This window comes from Arthrobacter sp. H14 (assembly GCF_000520495.1).
Taxonomy (GTDB): Bacteria; Actinomycetota; Actinomycetes; order Actinomycetales; family Micrococcaceae; genus Arthrobacter_C.
The window spans coordinates 18,525-36,466 of sequence record NZ_KI914642.1 but is presented as its reverse complement, the minus strand read 5'-3'; the positions used below and the strand labels follow the sequence as shown (position 1 = coordinate 36,466).

Sequence of the window (17,942 nt, the reverse complement as noted above, 5' to 3'; positions counted from 1 at the left end):
TGACGAGTTGGCAAGACTCGCCGCCGACGGCGGATGTGACCTGGTCTACGAGCGGTACTCGCTCTTCAGCACTGCCATGGCACAGATTGCGGAATGTTTGTCCGTACCGGCGATCCTCGAGGTAAATGCGCCGCTGATCCAGGAGCAGGCTGAACACCGCGAACTGCACGACGCCGAAGGCGCCCAAGTCGCGCTGCGCACCTTATTGCGGTGCGCGTCCCGGGCAGTATGTGTGTCGGTTCCTGTCGCTGATTGGCTCCGCGGACAGGTTCTTGACGGCGCGGCTCCGGATATCGCCGTAGAACCCAATGGCGTTAATACTGAACGCATCACACCCGGCCGGCACACCGCCGAAAACGGAACACCCGTGGTGGTCTTTGTCGGCACTCTGAAACCATGGCACGGGGTCGAGACCCTGCTGGACGCCGCCGCCCTGGCACGCACCCGTTGGCGGCTGCGCATTATCGGCGACGGACCGCTGGGCGCGCAGCTGCGGGAGAACGCGGCGGACCGCAATCTGGATGTGGAGTTCACCGGAGCGGTCAGTCCGGCCCGGGTGCCCGGCATGCTGCGCGATTGTGCAGTTGCGGCCGCGCCGTACCCGGAGACGCAGGCAGCGTACGGAAATTACTTCTCACCATTGAAAATCTACGAATACGGTGCCGCGGGACTTCCGGTGGTCGCCAGCCGGATCGGACAGGTTCCATCGATAATCGGCGACGGTGAAACCGGACTCCTCGTGGCGCCCTCAGACGCCCGTCAGCTCGCCGCTGGCATCGATTCGTTGATCGGCAATCCCGCACTAGGCCGGCGTCTGGGACAGGCTGCCCGGGCCCGGGCCGTCGACAGCTACAGCTGGGACGGGGTCCTGGACCGCACCCTGGCAGGGGTTCTGGCGGCGGCAGGAGCGCCGACGTCATGAGCCGGAAGAAGAAGGTGTCCCCGCAGGCCCTGGGAAGAACGCTGCGGATCGTCAAACCCCATATACCCGAGCACAAACCACTGATGGCTGGCGGCATGCTGGCGCTGTTGTTCGAGGTGGCATTCCGGGTTCTGGAACCCTGGCCGCTGAAATTCGTCGTCGACGCCGTTACCCGCAGTCTTGGTGCCGACCTCCCGGGCGCCGGCCCGGAGGCCACGCCGGTGCTGTTGCTTGTGTGTGGTGGGGCGCTGGTCTTGATTACCGCCCTACGTGCCCTGATGAACTACCTCTCAACCGTGGCTTTCGCGTTGGTTGGTTCGCGGGTGGCCACGTCTTTGCGCGCCAGGGTGTTCGGCCATGTGCAGTCGCTGTCGGACCGATACCACTCCCGGGCCCGCAGCGGTGACACGGTGCAGCGACTGGTTGGCGACGTCGGCCGTCTTCAGGAAGTAGCCGTGACAGCCGGCCTGCCGCTGCTCGCCAATTGCATAACCCTGGTGGCGATGGCTGGAGTCATGTTCTGGCTGGATCCGCTGCTTGCCGTCGTCGTCATCGCCGCAGCGCTGGCCTTTTGGCTGCTGTCAAAGGGCAGTTCCGGGGCAATAACGACCGCCGCCCGGAAAACGAGGATGGGCGAAGGCGCCCTGGCCAACACGGCGCAGGAGAGCCTTGGCGCCATGCGGGTGGTTCAGGCCTACCGGCTCGAGTCGCTGCTGGCCGGCCGGTTCAAGGCCAGTAACTCCCAGGCGCTGACGGAAGGCGTCCAGGCGCGCAAACTTGCCGCGGCCTTGGAGCGCCGGACCGACGTCATTGTCGGAATTGCGACGGCGCTGGTGCTCGTCGGCGGTGGCTGGCGGGTCGTGCAGGGCGTCATGTCCCCCGGCGACCTGGTTGTTTTCCTTACCTATTTAAAAACCTCGCTGAAACCGCTGCGGGACCTGGCGAAATACATCGGCCGGATTGCCCGCGCGGTCGCCTCGGGAGAGCGGGTGGCGGACCTGCTCGATGAACAGGTCGACATCCGCGACTCCGACGACGCCGGTCAGCTTCCGCCCGTGGTTGGAGCCGTTTCGTTCCACCGGATCCGGGCTGGCTATGGTAGTGATCCGGTATTGGATGACTTCTCGCTGGATATTCCGGCCGGCCAGAACGTGTGCCTGATCGGCCCCTCCGGTGCCGGCAAGTCAACGGTCGCCTCCTTATTGGTGCGGATGATGGACCCTGTGTCCGGCTGCGTCTGTATCGATGATTACGATCTGCGAGGCGTCGCGGTCGGTTCCGTCCGCTCCCAAGTCTCCCTGCTGCTGCAGGACTCTGTCCTCTTCACCGGAACCGTGCGGGAAAATATCCGCTTCGGCCGGCTGGACGCAACAGACGAAGAAGTCGAACGTGCTGCGGTGATGGCGCAGGCTCATGAATTCATCCTGGCCACCGAGCACGGTTACGAAACAGTGATCGGTGAGCGTGGGGGCACGATGTCCGGTGGTCAGCGCCAGAGGTTGGCGATAGCCCGCGCGATGCTGCGCGATGCCCCCATTGTGATCCTGGACGAAGCCACCACCGGCCTCGATCCGGAGGCCAGTGCGGCCGTGATGGAAGCATTGGAGCGGCTCACAGAGGGCCGCACGACGATCACCATCACGCATTCGGCGTCGTTGGCGCTCAAGAGCGACCGTGTGGTGTGGCTGCAGGACGGGCGAATCCGGTTGGACGGATCACCGGTTGACCTGCTGGGCGAGGAATCCGGCATTTTTGCCCGCTGGATTGAACAACAGCGGGCAGAGGAAATCCGTGCCGGCCGGTCAAATAATGAGTCGGTCGTGTCAGCACCTGTGCCGGCCGGGGAATCGGCCCGATGAAGGAGAGGGAAACAGCAGTCGTGGCCCTGGACCCGGAACTGCCGGCCCTGGACTGGGTTATGGATGCTGACCGGCTCAGCGAATTGTTGGGAAAGCGCCTGGAGCCCGTTTACCTCCGGTACAAACCAGGAAGGTCCGTGCTCGCCAGTGTGCGCGACGAAAACGGACGGTTCAGCTGGGTGGCCGGGTACACGCCCGCGTCGGCACACAAGATGGATAAAACTGTCCAGCGTTCCAGCGGGCAGGACGTCTGTAACCAGCAAAGTATTCCCGGCGCAGCAGCAGGGCATACGCTGCTGGCGGCGCCGATCGAACTGGACCGTGCCCTCTACAAGCCGCTGCGGAAACTGCGCGAACCCGGAATCGCCATGCCGACGGCGGACGCCGGTTCCGAATTCGGCGCTGTCGGCGTCGAGGTCCTGAACTATAACCCCGGCCGACGGCTGGTTATCTCGGCGGGACCTGTCGACGGGCGGAAGTTGGCGGTGAAGATCTCGTCCACCAGGAGCCGTGGTTCCCTGCATGCCCGTTTGCGGGAAAGCACGGTTCCAGTTCTGGGACCGCTGACCGCTGACCGGTGGCAGCACAGCCGGCACATTGCCTACTATCCGTGGGTGGATGGCGGGGACCTGTTGTCCCTTTGGCGACGCCGGTCCCCGACGGTGAATGTGGGGCAAGTGTCCGCTGGTTCAATCGGGCGGGCCACTGTTGCCGGACCCCGTCCGGCGACCGAAACCGCCCTATCAGGGGCGTATCAGGCCGGCGGCGCGTTGGCGGCATTGCACCGCGTTCCCATCAGTTCCAGCAATGACGGCGGGGGGTCAAGCTCCGCCGCCAAACAACTTGGCAAGGCGATAAGGGTTCTGGGCTTAATCCTGCCGCCTCTGGCGGGCCGCTTGGATGCTCTTCCAGCCCGATTGGCGGCCAGGCTCGATGTCGATATTCCACCGGCGCTCCTGCATGGCGATTTTTCCCCGGATCAGGTGCTGATGGACGGTCCGGAGGCCCTCCTGATTGATTTCGACCGCTCGGGGATTGGCCCCGCCGCTTCGGATCTGGGGTCTTTCGCGGCCGTCGAACTCCTGCAGGAGAACGATACAGGCCCAGCGGCGCCCGTCCAGGGGTGGTTGACGGGCTGCCTCGTCGACGGCTACCGCGCAGCAGGTGGACACATTACCGATGACCAGCTGCGCATTTGGTGCGCCTTCCATCTGGGCATCCGGCTTACGATGCCTTTCCGGAGGTGCGACCCGCACTGGCCGGCCGCCATCGAACGGCAGTTGACCCTGGTGGAGGAGTTGTTGAGATGAGCCAGCAGTCCCCCACTACGACCGGACCTGCCGTCGTCGAACCGATATTTGCCCCGGTCCCTGCGCCGGAGTTATTGGACCAGGACGGCCGTGAAATGAACGTCCGCCGGGCCTGGCCGCAACGGCACGGTCAGCTCTCCATCGAGGTGTTGGACCGCACGGACAACACCATCCGGAGCGGAAAGATAGCCGCGGATGGCAGACTAACGCTGCTCGATTATGGAAGTGATCCTGCGCTGCCGGGTCTCGCCGCCGAGGCTGTCGATGGCCGGGTGCTGGTGCACCGGTACAAGCGGCGCGCCGTCGTGCTCAGCAGCGACGGCCGGTGCTACACCAAGATTCTGGCCAGGAACAAGGCCGATAATGTCGCGCGTATCTCCGAGCGGCTCGGCGGCATAGCCTTGGACGCCGGTTTCGGCAGTGCCGCGATCATCGGCTCTACGGCAGACCGTGTCGTTTTCGCTCCAGTCGAGGGCACCAGCCTGTACGACCTTGGAGCGTCTGCGGGCCAAGAGCGTCAGTGGGCCGCGGCATGGCAGAACTGGCAACAGCGCTGGCCCGGATTTGTCGACCGAACCCACATGGCCGGTGATCTACCGGAATTCACGTCTGAAGATGAAGTGGCCAACCTTCTGCGCTGGGTTGGACATGCCATAGACCACCAGGCACTGGACGCCCCCGCCGCGGAGCTGCAGAACATAGCCGCCGGAGTCGCGGCCGGACTCGTTGGCTCGCCTGCCGGACCGGAGGGTGTCAGCCACCGGGACCTGCATGACAAGCACCTGCTCTACCAGCAGCCGGGGGTTGTCGGAAGCGGTACGTCGACGGGATCAACGGCACCATCCGGGAAAGGGAATCTGGCGCTGTTGGATTTTGATACGGCCAGCATCGCCGAGACAGCATTGGATCTCGCCAATCTGAAGGTACATCTGGATTTCCGGGTCGCCCAGCGCTTGCTCGACCCGGGCAAAAGGAGACTCGGTGTCGACTCAATCACGGCCGTTGCCGGCGACCTCCGGGTTCCCGACCAGCGCATGACCGCCTACGAGGCCTCCACCCGCCTGCGCCTGGCATGTGTTTACGCCTTCCGGCCGGTAACGCGACAGCTGGCCAACAGGTGGCTTCGCCAGTTGGCAACGCAAATGGGCCGTTGAGTATTCTTTCCACCACCGGTCCGGCAAGATCCCGCAACCTCTGACAGGTTGGCTTCTCCAAGCGGAATTGCTACATACTTCTAGCATGCGGTCCGACATTGAGTCACATGTAAAGGGATGGCGCCTTTCGATCATCATTGTCCTCGGCGTCGTGATTGTTGTGGTCCTAATGGCCCTGCTGTACCGCCATTCATCAGGTCCTGCAGCATTGAACGACGAACCTGATGGAGCGCAATCGGCGGCCGTGTCCCGGGAGGTTCTGTTCACCGCCTCCGGTGACTACTCAGCCAGCGACGCGGCAAGATCCGTATTCGAGCAAATTAATGAGATCGACCCGGACCTGCATCTGGCGTTGGGCGATTTTTCCTACGGTGAGACGGAGACTGAACAGGACTGGTGCAACCTGGTGACCTCCGCCGTCGGGCAGGATTTTCCGTTTCAATTACTCGCCGGAGACCATGAAAGCGACGGCGACGACGGCCACATAGATGCCTTCACCGGCTGCCTGCCAAATCAACTGCCGGGCCTCGAAGGCGACTACGGCCGCCAATGGTATGTCGATGTTCCAAAGGAGGACCCGCTGGTCCGGTTCGTCATGATTTCACCGGGACTGGATTTCGACGACAATCCGCTGGGGCTGCCGGGCGGGAACGATCCACTGGCTGTTCCCTTCGGAGCCGATACACGGTCCTATGAAGAGGGTTCGCAGAGGTACAAGTGGACCGCCAATGCTATCGACGGTGCACAGAAGGCAGCCATTCCATGGGTCGTGGTTGGCATGCATGCGCCCTGCCTCTCACTGGGCGAATATCCTTGTACCTCGGGAGCGGACATCAATAACCTGATGCTCGAGAAGGGAGTTGACCTGGTGGTGCATGGAGACGAACACCTGTATCAGCGGACACACCTGCTCGCGGCGGGACCGGAGTGCAGCGCGATTAAGCCGGGTACCTTCTTGGATGGATGCCGGGCCGACGACGATGCCAGCATGACCAAGGAGACAGGCACTGTCTTCATCACGGTGGGCACGGGCGGCACGGGGCTGAGGGACGTGCACGCGAACGACCCTGAAGCCCCGTACTTTGCTGCGGCGTCCGGCGCGAACATGAATCCGTCATTCGGGTCATTGGAAGTACGCATTACCTCTGAGCGGCTCAGCGGTCATTTCCGGCCGGCGATCGGCGATTTCACCGACACGTTCAGGCTGGCCGGCGGCCGCGGGTGACGACCGGCTTATGAGCAATTGGAGACCCCGACGCCTGCTGGACAGCATCCGGGTGCGCATCGTCGCCGTGATCGTCGCTTTGCTGCTGTTGTCCTCGATCGGTTCTGTTCTGTTGTTGCGGGTTGTACTGTTTGAACATCTCGACGCGGAGATCCGGACGAGTTTGCGGCAGGAAACCGAAGAATTCCAATTGCTGGCCGCCGGAACCGACCCCCGGACAGGTCAACCATTTGGAAACGATCTATCGGCCATTTTCGATGTCTATTTTTCCCGCGAAGTCCCTGATGAGGGAGAAACCCTGCTCGCTTTTATCGATGGTGAGCTCTACGAGTCCCGGCGTTCACAGGGTGTAGCCGCCCCTGGCGAGATCCAATCGGCAATCAATTATTGGCTGTCGCTGGAGCAGACGGAGCAAGGCATGATGAGCACCGCCGCCGGGTCAGCCCGCTATGTCGCCATACCGGTCGAAGGCCAGCCCAACGGTGGTTTGTTCGTCGTGGCTAATTTTCCTGCCTTCGAACGGGACGAGATCAACAACGCGGTGCAGACCCAGATCATCGTACAAGCCGCGACCCTGCTCGTGGCCTCGTTGCTTGCTCTGGCGTTGGCAGGAAGGGTTCTTCTGCCGCTCCATTCCTTAGCCGCCACTGCCCGCAAGATTTCCGATACCGATTTGAGCCAGCGGATCGAGGTCACCGGGCATGACGAAGCCTCTCAGATAGCCGCAGCATTCAACGATATGCTCACCCGGCTGGAGCAGGCCTTCACGGATCAGCGGCAGTTCCTGAACAACACCAGTCACGAACTTCGCACCCCCCTAACGATCATCCGGGGACACATCGAACTCATCGAACTCGATGAAACACCGGCTGAACGAGCCAAGACAGTTGCACTGGTCACCGAGGAAATCGACCGAATGAACGAGTTAGTGTCCAATCTATTCCTGCTCGCCCAAGCTCAACGCCCCGACTTTCTGCAGCTGGAGCCGATGGATGTGCAGGACCTCGTAAGTGCGGTGCATCGGAAAGCAACAGCGTTGGCGCCTCGCGACTGGCAGGTGCATGCTCCACAACGGATCATTATCAACGCGGACAGGAACCGGCTAACGCAGGGCATGCTGCAACTGGCCGAGAACGCCGTGAAGTTCACCGACGACGACTCAGTCATCCGGGTAGGCGCCGACGTCGCCGCAGATACGGTGACTCTGTGGGTGGTCGACACCGGACCAGGGGTACCGGCCGAAGAGGCAGCGCACATTTTTGAACGCTTCCGGCGCGGTTCCGCGAAGGTCAGAGGCGGGAGCCAAGGTGGCGCCGGTCTGGGCTTGTCGATCGTTGCAGCAATCGCCGACGCCCATGGAGGTTCTGCCCGCGTTATTCCAGGCATCGCCTCCGGCGCCCGCTTTGAGATTGTTGTCCCCTTCAACCGCTGAACCAGGTTGTCTTTGAACCGTCTGTTCAGCATTGTTTCTCATTCGGTTCTCATCTTCGGTTTATAGGCTGATGGGCATGGGCATCAAACCTCGAGATGCTCGAATGGTGAGTTGGGGGAAACGTGAATCCATGGTCGGCGCGTCTGCTGCACTTCGCACTGGCTGTTGATGCCGGCGACCGGGTAGTAGTTCTGGGGCATGCGGACGAGGCGGTCTTGAAGTCCCTTCAGGGGGCGAAGGTCCAGGTTGTAAAAGCTGAGCTGAACGCGGAGCCGTCCCCTGGAACACCTGCCGACTATGCAATTGTCCCTGCGCTTTACTCGGTAGCCCCTGAGGTGGCATGTCCGCGGCTCTCCCAATGGGTACGTTCCGGCGGGGGCGTGTTGGTACTGGTCCCCAACGCCGCCCACATATCAAAGGTGCTGCGGCGCAAAGGACGCCGAAACCTTGGATGGACCCACGCTGGCGGCCGGCAAGAGCTCGAGCGCAACGGATTCGGAAACGTCGAAGTTTACGGTGTTCCCAACAACATCGCCTTCCCCCGCACCCTGGTTCCGCTGAACCATCCCGCCGCTCTCGATTGGTACGCCGGATCCACATACCAGCCCAAATCGCTCAAGGGGAAATTGATGATCCGTTTGATCGAGAAACTCCCGCAGGCTTGGCAACGCAAAGTACTCTTCCCCACTCTCGCCTTCGTGGCACAGCGGGCACCCATAGCAGAAAGAACACCATGCTAAGCCCCTTGCTGGACGAAGTCGCCGGAGCCGTAACCAATCCCAGCAAGGATGTGGCTGCTGTCCTTAAAGGCGCAGGCAGCGCCGTGCACCTCGGTAGAAACTGGCCGGGCCGGGCCATCTATGTGCTCTTCGCACCGGGTTCGAAGACCCCCACCATGGTTCTGAAGGTGGATCTTTTCGAGCGCCACAAGAAGAGGCTTCGCGCAGAATACCGGAACCTCACCTTGGTCAGCAGCCGGCCATCGCTGCACGAATCGGTTCCCGCTCCGGTGGCTTTGGTTACATCAGGGAGCAAACTTATCCTTGCCCAAACCGGTATGGCGGGCAAACCCCTGACAACCGTCCTCCGACGCCGCCTCCGGCATGGGACCCGGGCCACCGCCGGAGACTTCGGCCATTTCACCACATGGCTGCGGCAGTTCCATGCCGCTTCGATCCCTGCGCCACCGGAACCATTGGACCAGGACCTGGCGAACGACCGGCTGGCCCGGATGCTCCCCGGCGAGGGGAAACAATGGGCAAGCTTGCTGCAGCGGGCACAAGGTTCAGGGCGTGAATATTCGGGGTTACTGATCCCACGCCTTTGGTGCCATGGCGACCTTGGACCCAGCAACTGTCTAATGTCAGATCGGGGGTTAAGTGTCATTGATTGGGAAGGCGGCCCAACCACGTCAAACCCACTCGCGGACCTAACGTTGTTCCTCAACTACTACTCGAGGGTGATGCCCCTGTCCGTCGTTCGCAATGCTCAGCCGGAGAAGGCGTTTGAACATGCCTTCACTGAAGACACTTGGCTCGCCCGCACGATCTGGTCGACTTTCGTCGCCGAACTCAAAGCCCACGGACTTCCCACCGAAGCGGCTCACTACCTGATGTTGACCACCCTCGCGGATATGGCAGCAGGCACGGCGGGAACCGCGCACTCAAACCTGCCCGGATTCCGCCAGGCCTACCAGCGCCGTCTCGGAGCCTACGCCCGCTACCTGATACAGCGACGCCTCCTCTAGTCTGCCGGACAACAGTCCGCCCGGTTGGCCTGGCCGTTAAACACGATGGGTCGCCAGACTGAGCCGCGTCAGATCTGATGCGCTGTTCCCGGGTCCACCAGCTTGCGCTGGAAGAGGCGCTTGGTTTTTGAGTCCACGAATATCAGGTACATCGCGAAACCGACGGCCACCAAAGAGGCAATGACCCGGGCCACGTTCAGGTCCAAGTCGATAAACCAGGCGATGTCCAGCTGGTCCGAGACCGAGTAGATCATGAAGAACGAGACGAGGAAGTAGAGAGTCTTGACCTGCCAGTCGCTGCGGATACCGGTTGCAGCGAACAGCGGAATCAGCCATACGACGTACCAGGACTGGATAATCGGCGACAGGAACACCAGCGCGCCGAAGGCGATGGCAAGCCGGCGGATAATCCGCTCGTAATTGCCCTTGAATACGAGGATCAGGATAATGACGACGGCGGCGGCCGGGCCCATCAAGTGGACCACGTTGCCAAAAGTCCAACCATCCAAGCCGAAGGCGCTGAAGATCGTGGCAACCGCCCAGCCCGCGATGCCGACGGGTGAGTACCAGATCCACAAACTGCCGGGAGTCGACATCGCTCCGATCCAGCCGAAGCCATAGCCGTTGATCAGCCCGAGCAGGCCAAGCAACACGAAGGAAATCGCCGCTGTCAGCACCCAGTAGAAGAGTTTGCGGCCCCAGCCTGCCCCCATGCCGGCCCAGAGGAGTCCGATGAATGGCAGGAAGACGATAGTCACCGGCTTCACAGCGATGGAAAGCGTTACCAGCAGCACGCCCAGCAGTGCCTTGCGGGTGGCTGTGTAATAGAGCCCGGCGAGGGCCAGACCGATCATCAGCGCATCATTGTGCACCGAGGCGATGAAGTTAATCAGGAACAACGGGTTCGCCACTGTCAGCCAGAGCGCACGATTGGGATTAATCCCGTGCAGCTCCGCCAGTTTGGGGATATAGATAATACACAAGACCACTCCGGCCAGAGCCACCAGCCGGAACAGCAGGATCGACAACTCCTGATGGCCCGCGGACAACCAGACCACCCATTCCTCCAGCCACAGAAACAGTGGACCATAAGGTGTGGGGCTTTGTGCCCAGAGCCCATCGGCACCCGAGGAGAACCAATTGGAGATTTGGGAGAAGCCCTCCTCGTAGGGGTTCAGGCCATTGATGACCATCTGGCCCTGGACAATGTAGGCGTAGACATCGCGGCTGAAAAGCGGGATGGCCAACATCATCGGAGCGCCCCAGGCAAGTACCGCCTTCATCGTCGATGAGCGTGCCTCGGGACCCCATACCCGCACCTTTTGGCCGAGCCGCAGCCAGGACCGCACCAGCAGCATCGCACCGGCGGCCAGCAGGACGACGGAAAAAATCACGCCGAACGGGTTCAGCCGCAGGAAAATGATCGGCGGCCACCGCGAGAGGTCCGATACCGATGCCAGCCAGCCGACTCCGAACGAGCCGAGAAACATCATGAAGGATCCGACTGCGCCCGAAATAATGGCGGATTTCGGATGATCGACTTCCGGCCGGCTATCGCGCTCCGAAGGTTCAGTCGAAGGAACCGGGGCGGTCATCTGCGGGTCGTTCCTATCTACGGGGTTCGACATGGTCTGGCGGTGAAACACTGCACGACGGCGGCCATGTCGCCTGCGAACGGACAGGCGGCGGGCAAAGTTTTGCGGTGATGCAATTTTAGCACCGGCAATTTCGACCCCTTGGTCATCCGCCTCCAGGCAAAGGGTTGCCTTCACAACACACTCCGGCCGGAGTGTGTTGTCCGCAACACTACGTCTGGTCCAATATGCTGGGGACAAATCAACGCAACCGCCGATGGGATGAGCGAATTTGGGGAGTCACAGCGCCGAACGGCAACCGCGCAACGTCAACGGCTCCCCTTCCCCAAAACCGGATGTCCAGAGGTTCGCGCTGCTGGGCTGGGGATTGTTCATCACCGTGGTCAGCACGGCCGCCATGCTGTTGATGGCCGTGCCTGCCGGTGCCGTGTTCCTCATCGCCGGCGTGTCGTTCTCCGCATTCCTCCTGCCGTGGGTCTTCATCCAGCTGCACGACCGCGGCACAGACCGGTTGGCGGCAAATCCTCCCGCACGCCGCACCACCTTGTAACGGCCTTCCGCCAACCCCTCCCTCCAACCAGCGCAGGGCGCGGTACATTGGTCAGGTGCCTATCTCTAACGAACACATCGTATGGATCGACTGTGAAATGACCGGGCTGGATCTGCTCAAGGATGCCCTGATTGAAGTTGCGGTGCTGGTAACCGATTCTGAACTCAACGTCCTGGGCGACGGAGTCGACGTCGTTATCAAACCGGAACATGCGGCGGTGGAGCAGATGGGCGATTTCGTCCGTCAAATGCACACCGACTCCAAACTCCTCGATGCGCTGCCGGACGGCATCACCATGGCCGAAGCGGAGCAGCAGGTGCTGGACTACATCACCGCGTGGGTTCCCGAACCGCGCAAGGCTCAGCTCGCGGGCAACTCGGTCGGCACTGACCGGATGTTCCTGGCCCGCGACATGCCCGCCGTCGTCGAGCATCTGCATTACCGGATCATAGACGTCTCCACCATCAAGGAGTTGTCCCGGCGCTGGTTCCAGCGGGCCTACTTCCAGTCGCCCGCCAAGACCGGAAACCACCGCGCTCTGGGTGACATCAAGGACTCGATCAACGAACTGAAGTACTACCGGCAGGCTGTTTTCGTGCCGTCGCCGGGTCCGGACAGCGCCAAGGCGAGGAAAATTGCGGCTCGGTTTGTGTCCGGCGCCGAAGCAGAATAAAGTCGTAGGGTCGCATGGTGGGTATAGCTCAGTTGGCAGAGCGCCTGGTTGTGGTCCAGGAGGTCGCGGGTTCAAGCCCCGTTACTCACCCCATGGAGGCTTCGAGCGCCTGAAGCCTCGGCAGAGGCCGCACCGGATGAATCCGGGGCGGCCTTTTTTATGAGCAGCAGATTTATGCAGGGCAACAATGAAGTTAGCTTCGAGACGACGGCGGAGAGGCAGCAACAATGAAACGCAATCTGTACGAGGAAGACCATGAGCTCTTCCGCGAAGTAGCCAGCGAATTCAACGTCCGTGAGGTCGCGCCGGACTACGAGCAGTGGGACCGCGAGCACATGATGGACCGCAAGGTCTGGACTGCGGCCGGGGAACAAGGATTGCTGGGCCTGGCAGTTCCGGAGGAATTCGGCGGAGCGGAAATGCCGGACTACCGCTTCCGGGCCGTCCTGGATGAGGAATTCGCCAAGGCCAACCACCTCGCCGTCGGGCTCGCCTTCCACCTGCACGATGACATGGTGCTCCCCCACATCCTCGCCTATGGCACCGACGAACAGAAGCAACGCTGGCTTCCGGACATGGTCTCCGGCGAACGCGTCACCTCTATCGCCATGACGGAGCCGGGTGCCGGCAGCGACCTGCGTGGCGTGCGGACCAAGGCCGTGCAGGACGGCGGTGACTGGCTGATCAGCGGCCAAAAGACGTTCATCGGCAACGGCATCAGCGGTGATGCGGCGCTCGTGCTGGCACGGACCGACGGCAGTTCCGGCCGCGGCTCCTCGGACAGTTTCAGCCTCTTCATGGTGGACAAGGGCGAGGGATACACACCGGGCCGCCAGCTGGACAAGATGGGACTGCGGGCCTCCGACACGACCGAGTTGTTCTTCGACAAAGTCCGCGTCCCCGCAGAAAACCTGATCGGCGGCCAGGGCCAGGGCCTGCGCTATGCCGCCGAGCAGCTCCCTCAGGGGCGGCTCGCGATCGCGGTGGCCTCCTCCGCCGTCGCGCGCCAGGCCTACGACACCGCGGTTGCCTACACCAAGGAGCGCAACGCGTTCGGTGAGCGCGTGATCGACTTCCAGAACACCCGGTTCGTGCTGGCGGATGTGCTGGCTGAAGTCGAGGCAACGGAGTCCTACGTGGACAACGCCATCCGCGCGTTCAACGAGGGACAACTCGATACTGCCAGTGCGGCCAGGGTGAAACTGTTCGCCTCGGAGCGCGTGAAGTCCATTACCGACCGGTGCCTCCAGTTGCACGGCGGCTACGGCTACATGCTCGAATACCCGATCGCGCAGGCCTTCCTGGCTGTCCGTCTGCTCAGCATCTTCGGCGGCACCAGCGAAATCATGCGCGACGTCGTCGGCCGCAGCATAGCAGGGAAGTAAGGGAACCACCTGATGACCGTCCATCCGATCGTTATCACCGGCGAGCCTGTACTGCACCGCCGGGCAGCCGAGGTCAAGGATTTCGACGAGAACCTCCGCCGGCTCGTGGCGGACATGTTCGAAACGATGGATGCGGCCTATGGCGTGGGACTTGCAGCCCCGCAGATCGGCGTCGGGCTGCGGATTTTTGTCTATGGGCTGCACAACGACGACGGCGCTCCCGACCGCGGCGTGTTGGTCAACCCAACATTGACGACGTCGAAAGTGCCCGGCACTGCCCCGGACCCGGAGGAGGAATCCGAGGGATGCCTCTCGGTGCCTGGTGAGAGCTTTCCGCTCAAGCGTGCCGACTGGGCCAAGATCAGCGGGTTCGACGCGGAAGGCAACCCGGTGGAGTTCGAAGCGACCGGCTGGTTTGCCCGCTGCGTGCAGCACGAATACGACCACCTGGACGGCCGGTTGTACGTGGACCGGCTCAATGACCGCTACGCCAGGAAGGCGAAGCGGTCAACCAAAGACCATGGCTGGGGCGTGCCTGGACTGACCTGGTTGCCGGGCGTTGAGCCCGATCCGTTCGGTCACTAGACCGACGCGGCTACTAGCCGCGCTAGTACCAATGCCCGCTGAGCCGTTGCATGTCCTCGGCGGCGATTTCCCGAAGGTGGGTCAGTTCCGCCAGGCGGGCATCATTGATGTCGCCCGCTTTGTGGTCCTTCTCGGCCTTCTTCAGCTGCCGGTCGGCTTCCTTGAGGTTCGCTTCCGCCTGACGGTATTCAGCACTTTCTTCCATGACCGCATCATGGCACAAAAAACACGTCCATAACAGGCTCCGCGGACGCCGATCTTCCCCCGGTAGGGTGGGGAGATGACCTGGTTCAGACGCGTGCGGGACTCCTTCTGGTTCCTCCCGGCAATACTCTGCGTAGCCGCCCTCGTCTTTGCCCAGCTCATGATCTGGGTGGACCGGCTGGTTGACCAGAACGCAGCCGGTTTCCTGGACTTTCTGCTGTTCCAGGTTGGGGCCAGCGGCGGCCGGGACATCCTCGGAGCCATCGGCGGTTCCATGTTGGCTGTGGCCGCGACGTCGTTCTCTGTCACCATCATGGTGCTCGCCACCGCAAGCGCCACGTATGGGCCCCGGCTGGTGCGGAACTTCATGATTGACCGCCGGAATCAATTCGTTTTGGGCATCTTCGGCGCGACGTTTCTCTACTCACTCATGGTGTTGCGGACCATTCGTTCCGTCGATTCACCAGGCGGCGGCTTTGTTCCTGACATCTCCGTAAACCTCGCGGTGTTCTTTGCCATCGTCGATGTTGCGGTGCTGGTCTACTTCATCCATCACATTGCCGACTCCATCCAGGTGGCGACGCTTTCCAACCGGGTCCGGGTGGAACTGGTTTCGGTCGTGAACCGCGTGCGGCCCCGGAAGTCACCGTCCAACGCCGTCCAAGATGCTAAAGCCCCGGCCGGCCCGTGCCGCACGGTCTTCTCCAAGGGCACCGGATTCGTTCAGACAATCGATCGCGAAAACCTTTTGGGACTCTCCACCAGGAACGGGCTCGTCGTCGAACTTCTGGTGGTGCCCGGGGACCACATGATTGCTGAAGAGCCGATGGCACATGTGTGGCAGGACAAGCCCGATGACACCATTTTGGAAGATGTCCGGCATTGCATCGCATTGGGAAACGACCGGTCGCCCGAACAAGACGTCGGTTATGCGATACAACAACTGACGGAAATGGCGGTCAGGGCACTGTCGCCGAGCATGAATGATCCGTTCACGGCACACAACGCCCTGCAGGAAATCGCCGTCGGGCTTGTTCCGTTCTGCGAGCGGCCGGACCCGGGAAACGGTCGGGTGGACGACGACGGCGTCCTGCGGGTGATTGCACGGCAAACCGGTCCCATTGAGCTCATTGATTTCGTGTTCGATGCCGTGCGTTCGTACGCGCTCAGTCATCCTTCCGTCCTGCTCGCAAGTCTGGTCCTGGCCGAGCGGGTCGGCCGGAGACCGGTATCCGCCGAAACAGTTGCCGCACTCCTGAACCAGATCACGCTTATGACAAATGCTTTCCGCGCCACTGATCCCCCATCCTATGACTTGGATCGTGTAATGAGCCGCGCCGAAGAAGTCGGGGCGGTCATTCGAGAGGCACAGGTGGACAACCGGGATTCGTCGGATTCGGGTACGACACAAGCCTAAAGCGCAGTACCTGCCGGTCTGGCCCATCAACGCCGGTCGAGGGATGGGTTGGCCGGTACGCCGGGTTCTGTCCACCGCACAGTTACCCGCAACGGTGGGGCGGCCATCTATCTACGAACACCGTTGCCGATGCCCTCCAGCAGCCTACCCGGACACTCGGGCGAGCAGCCCTCGATCGTGCCCTGTCTGGCCTTGCTCCGGGTGGGGTTTACCTAGCCGCTCCAGTCACCCGGAGCGCTGGTGGTCTCTTACACCGCCTTTTCACCCTTACCAGCCCTGCACAACAGCAGAACGGCGGTTTATTTTCTGTGGCACTGGCCTGCGGGTTACCCCGAGTGGGCGTTACCCACCACCCCGCTCTATGGAGCCCGGACGTTCCTCGGTGCACCGGGATGGACGAATCCATCCCGGGTCAACGCGGCCGCCTGGCCAACCCATCCGTGCTCCAGTCTAGATGGTTATCAACGACGACGGTGCGCAGCTGCGACAACGGTGCTGGCGAACACCGTTTTCGCAGCTGACCACCGTTCCCGCTCCGCCACAGCACGACGCCGTTGCAGAATAGGAACGACCACCGTTCCCGTTCCGCCACAGCCTAGTGCGGATGCCGACTGGACGGACGGCGGATCCCGGTAGGATCGATGGGTGCTGATTTTGCTCCCGCCGTCCGAAGGTAAGACCGCCGCCACCAAGGGAGACCCGTTTGAGCTCGACCAGCTGAGCTTTCCGGAGCTGAACGCGGCGCATAAAGAGGTTCTCCAAACGCTCGCCCATGTCAGTTCCCGGGACGACGCGATGCACGTTCTGGGTGTCGGCGCCTCCCTGGTCGACGACGTGCGCCGGAACACCTCGCTGGAGACAGAACCGGCCGCGCCTGCCCACAAGATCTACACGGGAGTGCTCTACGACGCGTTGGGCTACAAGAGCATGACCGCCGGACAAAAGCGCAAGGCCGATGCCGCCGTCGTCGTTATTTCCGGCCTGTGGGGTGCGATCGGATTTGCCGACAGTGTTCCGGCCTACCGGCTGTCCATGAGTGTTTCCCTGCCCGGCACCGGGACGCTGTCAACGTACTGGAGGAAGCAGCTCGCCGGTCCGCTGGATGAGCGCGCGGCCGACGAAATGGTGGTGGACTGCCGGTCAAGCAGCTACTCAGCAGCTTGGGCTCCTCCGGCGGGACAGTCCGTGGCCGTCAACGTCTTTCAGGAGCGCGATGGCCGGCGCACGGTGGTTTCGCACTTTGCTAAACACACCCGCGGCGAACTGGCCCGGCACCTGTTGACCCGCCGCGGCACCGCACCTTCGACGCCGGCAAAACTCCTGAGGGTGGCGAATGAGAAATGGCATGCCGAACTGATCGAGGCGAAGGGACGCAAGGCGCACCAACTCAATATCATCCTGCCGGGCTGAACGATCGGCAACTGAGCTGCCGAACCTACATCCGCCCGAATCTGGAGCGGACCATACCGAAAGCGCCATGGCAGATGAACCCGACGCCGATAATAGCCAGCAAATATGGCCCCAGCGGTTGTTCCAGCAAAACCTTCAGGCTTCCATCCAGACCAGTCTCTTGCACCCCGTCCTGCTGAATCGCAGCAACGGCAAACAACACGCCGACCAAAACCAATGCGAGTCCCTTCGCCACATGCCCGACCACACCGACCGCGTCAATTACGACTCCGCGGTGTGAGTCTGCAAAATGAAGTTCCTGGCGGAACTTTCGACGGAGGCCCTTCATCACGAAGTATCCGCCGATGACAACTACGACAAGCCCGACCCCAATAAGTAGTGGCATCCCAAAAGGGATATCAAGCACGGTTGCGCTGAAATGCCGTGTGCTGCGGCGGGAATCCGAGCCTGGTCCTACCGCGAAGTTGGCGAACG

Annotated in this window: 17 protein-coding genes, 1 tRNA gene and 1 other RNA gene; 15 read left to right on the top strand and 4 right to left on the bottom strand. The window is 62.0% G+C overall.

The window, feature by feature from the left end; genetic code table 11:
- The 8 genes from Y707_RS24215 to Y707_RS0107190 form a co-directional block, all read left to right on the top strand.
- Positions 1-922: glycosyltransferase family 4 protein (locus Y707_RS24215; protein WP_035780737.1), on the top strand; the 922-nt coding region annotated here is incomplete at its 5' end.
- A complete protein-coding gene (locus Y707_RS24210; protein WP_051441742.1) occupies positions 919-2,781 on the top strand; it encodes an ABC transporter ATP-binding protein in 1,863 nt (620 codons plus the stop codon). The genes Y707_RS24215 and Y707_RS24210, both read left to right, overlap by 4 nt.
- The gene (locus tag Y707_RS0107215; protein ID WP_035780735.1) at positions 2,778-4,091 is read left to right on the top strand and encodes a phosphotransferase family protein; all 1,314 of its coding nucleotides are present in this window, start codon (positions 2,778-2,780) and stop codon (positions 4,089-4,091) included. The genes Y707_RS24210 and Y707_RS0107215 overlap by 4 nt, the downstream gene beginning before the upstream one ends.
- Positions 4,088-5,245: an aminoglycoside phosphotransferase family protein gene (locus Y707_RS0107210; RefSeq protein WP_026534569.1), complete on the top strand. Its 1,158-nt coding sequence runs from the start codon at positions 4,088-4,090 to the stop codon at positions 5,243-5,245. Before Y707_RS0107215 ends, Y707_RS0107210 begins: the two co-directional genes overlap by 4 nt.
- Before the next feature lie 85 nt (positions 5,246-5,330).
- Positions 5,331-6,470: a metallophosphoesterase gene (locus Y707_RS24205; protein ID WP_253905095.1), complete on the top strand. Its 1,140-nt coding sequence runs from the start codon at positions 5,331-5,333 to the stop codon at positions 6,468-6,470.
- A gap of 10 nt (positions 6,471-6,480) precedes the next feature.
- Complete coding sequence (locus Y707_RS0107200) at positions 6,481-7,902, top strand: sensor histidine kinase (RefSeq protein ID WP_026534568.1); 1,422 nt, start codon at positions 6,481-6,483, stop codon at positions 7,900-7,902.
- Between the two features lie 122 nt (positions 7,903-8,024).
- A complete protein-coding gene (locus tag Y707_RS31325; RefSeq protein WP_026534567.1) occupies positions 8,025-8,642 on the top strand; it encodes a hypothetical protein in 618 nt (205 codons plus the stop codon).
- Positions 8,636-9,649, top strand: a complete 1,014-nt coding sequence (locus Y707_RS0107190; RefSeq protein WP_026534566.1) for an aminoglycoside phosphotransferase family protein — start codon at positions 8,636-8,638, stop codon at positions 9,647-9,649. Before Y707_RS31325 ends, Y707_RS0107190 begins: the two co-directional genes overlap by 7 nt.
- 68 nt (positions 9,650-9,717) lie before the next feature.
- On the opposite strand, the gene mptB is transcribed toward Y707_RS0107190, so the two are convergent.
- Positions 9,718-11,421 (bottom strand): polyprenol phosphomannose-dependent alpha 1,6 mannosyltransferase MptB, encoded by a 1,704-nt coding sequence (gene mptB / locus Y707_RS24200; protein ID WP_275451196.1) that lies wholly within the window; start codon positions 11,419-11,421, stop codon positions 9,718-9,720.
- 94 nt (positions 11,422-11,515) lie between these two features.
- Here mptB and Y707_RS0107180 point away from each other — a divergent pair, with 94 nt between their 5' ends.
- The 5 genes from Y707_RS0107180 (at position 11,516) to def (ending at position 14,437) form a co-directional block, all read left to right on the top strand.
- Complete coding sequence (locus Y707_RS0107180; protein WP_026534565.1) at positions 11,516-11,794, top strand: hypothetical protein; 279 nt, start codon at positions 11,516-11,518, stop codon at positions 11,792-11,794.
- Positions 11,795-11,849: 55 nt separating this feature from the next.
- The gene (gene orn, locus Y707_RS0107175) at positions 11,850-12,467 is read left to right on the top strand and encodes an oligoribonuclease (RefSeq protein ID WP_081744690.1); all 618 of its coding nucleotides are present in this window, start codon (positions 11,850-11,852) and stop codon (positions 12,465-12,467) included.
- A 17-nt stretch (positions 12,468-12,484) separates the two neighbouring features.
- A tRNA-His gene (locus tag Y707_RS0107170) sits at positions 12,485-12,560 on the top strand.
- Positions 12,561-12,694: 134 nt separating this feature from the next.
- A complete protein-coding gene (locus tag Y707_RS0107165) occupies positions 12,695-13,852 on the top strand; it encodes an acyl-CoA dehydrogenase family protein (protein WP_026534563.1) in 1,158 nt (385 codons plus the stop codon).
- A gap of 12 nt (positions 13,853-13,864) precedes the next feature.
- Positions 13,865-14,437: a peptide deformylase gene (gene def / locus Y707_RS0107160; RefSeq protein ID WP_026534562.1), complete on the top strand. Its 573-nt coding sequence runs from the start codon at positions 13,865-13,867 to the stop codon at positions 14,435-14,437.
- A gap of 22 nt (positions 14,438-14,459) precedes the next feature.
- Here def and Y707_RS0107155 read toward each other — a convergent pair whose 3' ends face one another.
- Positions 14,460-14,642: a hypothetical protein gene (locus tag Y707_RS0107155; protein WP_035780731.1), complete on the bottom strand. Its 183-nt coding sequence runs from the start codon at positions 14,640-14,642 to the stop codon at positions 14,460-14,462.
- Positions 14,643-14,717: 75 nt separating this feature from the next.
- Here Y707_RS0107155 and Y707_RS24195 point away from each other — a divergent pair, with 75 nt between their 5' ends.
- Positions 14,718-16,058 (top strand): DUF2254 domain-containing protein, encoded by a 1,341-nt coding sequence (locus tag Y707_RS24195; protein WP_081744689.1) that lies wholly within the window; start codon positions 14,718-14,720, stop codon positions 16,056-16,058.
- A 40-nt stretch (positions 16,059-16,098) separates the two neighbouring features.
- Here the strand turns inward: Y707_RS24195 and rnpB are convergent.
- Positions 16,099-16,495: RNase P RNA component class A (gene rnpB / locus Y707_RS28870), an RNA gene on the bottom strand.
- Between the two features lie 208 nt (positions 16,496-16,703).
- Between rnpB and Y707_RS0107145 the strand changes: the two genes are divergently transcribed.
- A complete protein-coding gene (locus Y707_RS0107145) occupies positions 16,704-17,468 on the top strand; it encodes a YaaA family protein (protein ID WP_026534561.1) in 765 nt (254 codons plus the stop codon).
- Positions 17,469-17,493: 25 nt separating this feature from the next.
- Here the strand turns inward: Y707_RS0107145 and Y707_RS31320 are convergent.
- Positions 17,494-17,942 (bottom strand): DUF1206 domain-containing protein (locus tag Y707_RS31320; RefSeq protein WP_035780729.1); only part of this gene is annotated, 449 nt, incomplete at its 5' end.

What these genes read in the sequence shown, in the direction of transcription:
- Y707_RS0107165 (WP_026534563.1), top strand. Translation starts at nt 12,695, where the DNA reads ATGAAACGCAATCTGTACGAGGAAGACCATGAGCTCTTCCGCGAAGTA.
- Y707_RS0107200 (WP_026534568.1), top strand. Translation starts at nt 6,481, where the DNA reads ATGAGCAATTGGAGACCCCGACGCCTGCTGGACAGCATCCGGGTGCGC.
- Y707_RS0107210 (WP_026534569.1), top strand. Translation starts at nt 4,088, where the DNA reads ATGAGCCAGCAGTCCCCCACTACGACCGGACCTGCCGTCGTCGAACCG.
- Y707_RS0107190 (WP_026534566.1), top strand. Translation starts at nt 8,636, where the DNA reads ATGCTAAGCCCCTTGCTGGACGAAGTCGCCGGAGCCGTAACCAATCCC.
- def (WP_026534562.1), top strand. Translation starts at nt 13,865, where the DNA reads ATGACCGTCCATCCGATCGTTATCACCGGCGAGCCTGTACTGCACCGC.
- Y707_RS24210 (WP_051441742.1), top strand. Translation starts at nt 919, where the DNA reads ATGAGCCGGAAGAAGAAGGTGTCCCCGCAGGCCCTGGGAAGAACGCTG.
- Y707_RS24205 (WP_253905095.1), top strand. Translation starts at nt 5,331, where the DNA reads ATGCGGTCCGACATTGAGTCACATGTAAAGGGATGGCGCCTTTCGATC.
- Y707_RS0107155 (WP_035780731.1), bottom strand. Translation starts at nt 14,642, where the DNA reads ATGGAAGAAAGTGCTGAATACCGTCAGGCGGAAGCGAACCTCAAGGAA.
- Y707_RS24195 (WP_081744689.1), top strand. Translation starts at nt 14,718, where the DNA reads ATGACCTGGTTCAGACGCGTGCGGGACTCCTTCTGGTTCCTCCCGGCA.
- Y707_RS0107215 (WP_035780735.1), top strand. Translation starts at nt 2,778, where the DNA reads ATGAAGGAGAGGGAAACAGCAGTCGTGGCCCTGGACCCGGAACTGCCG.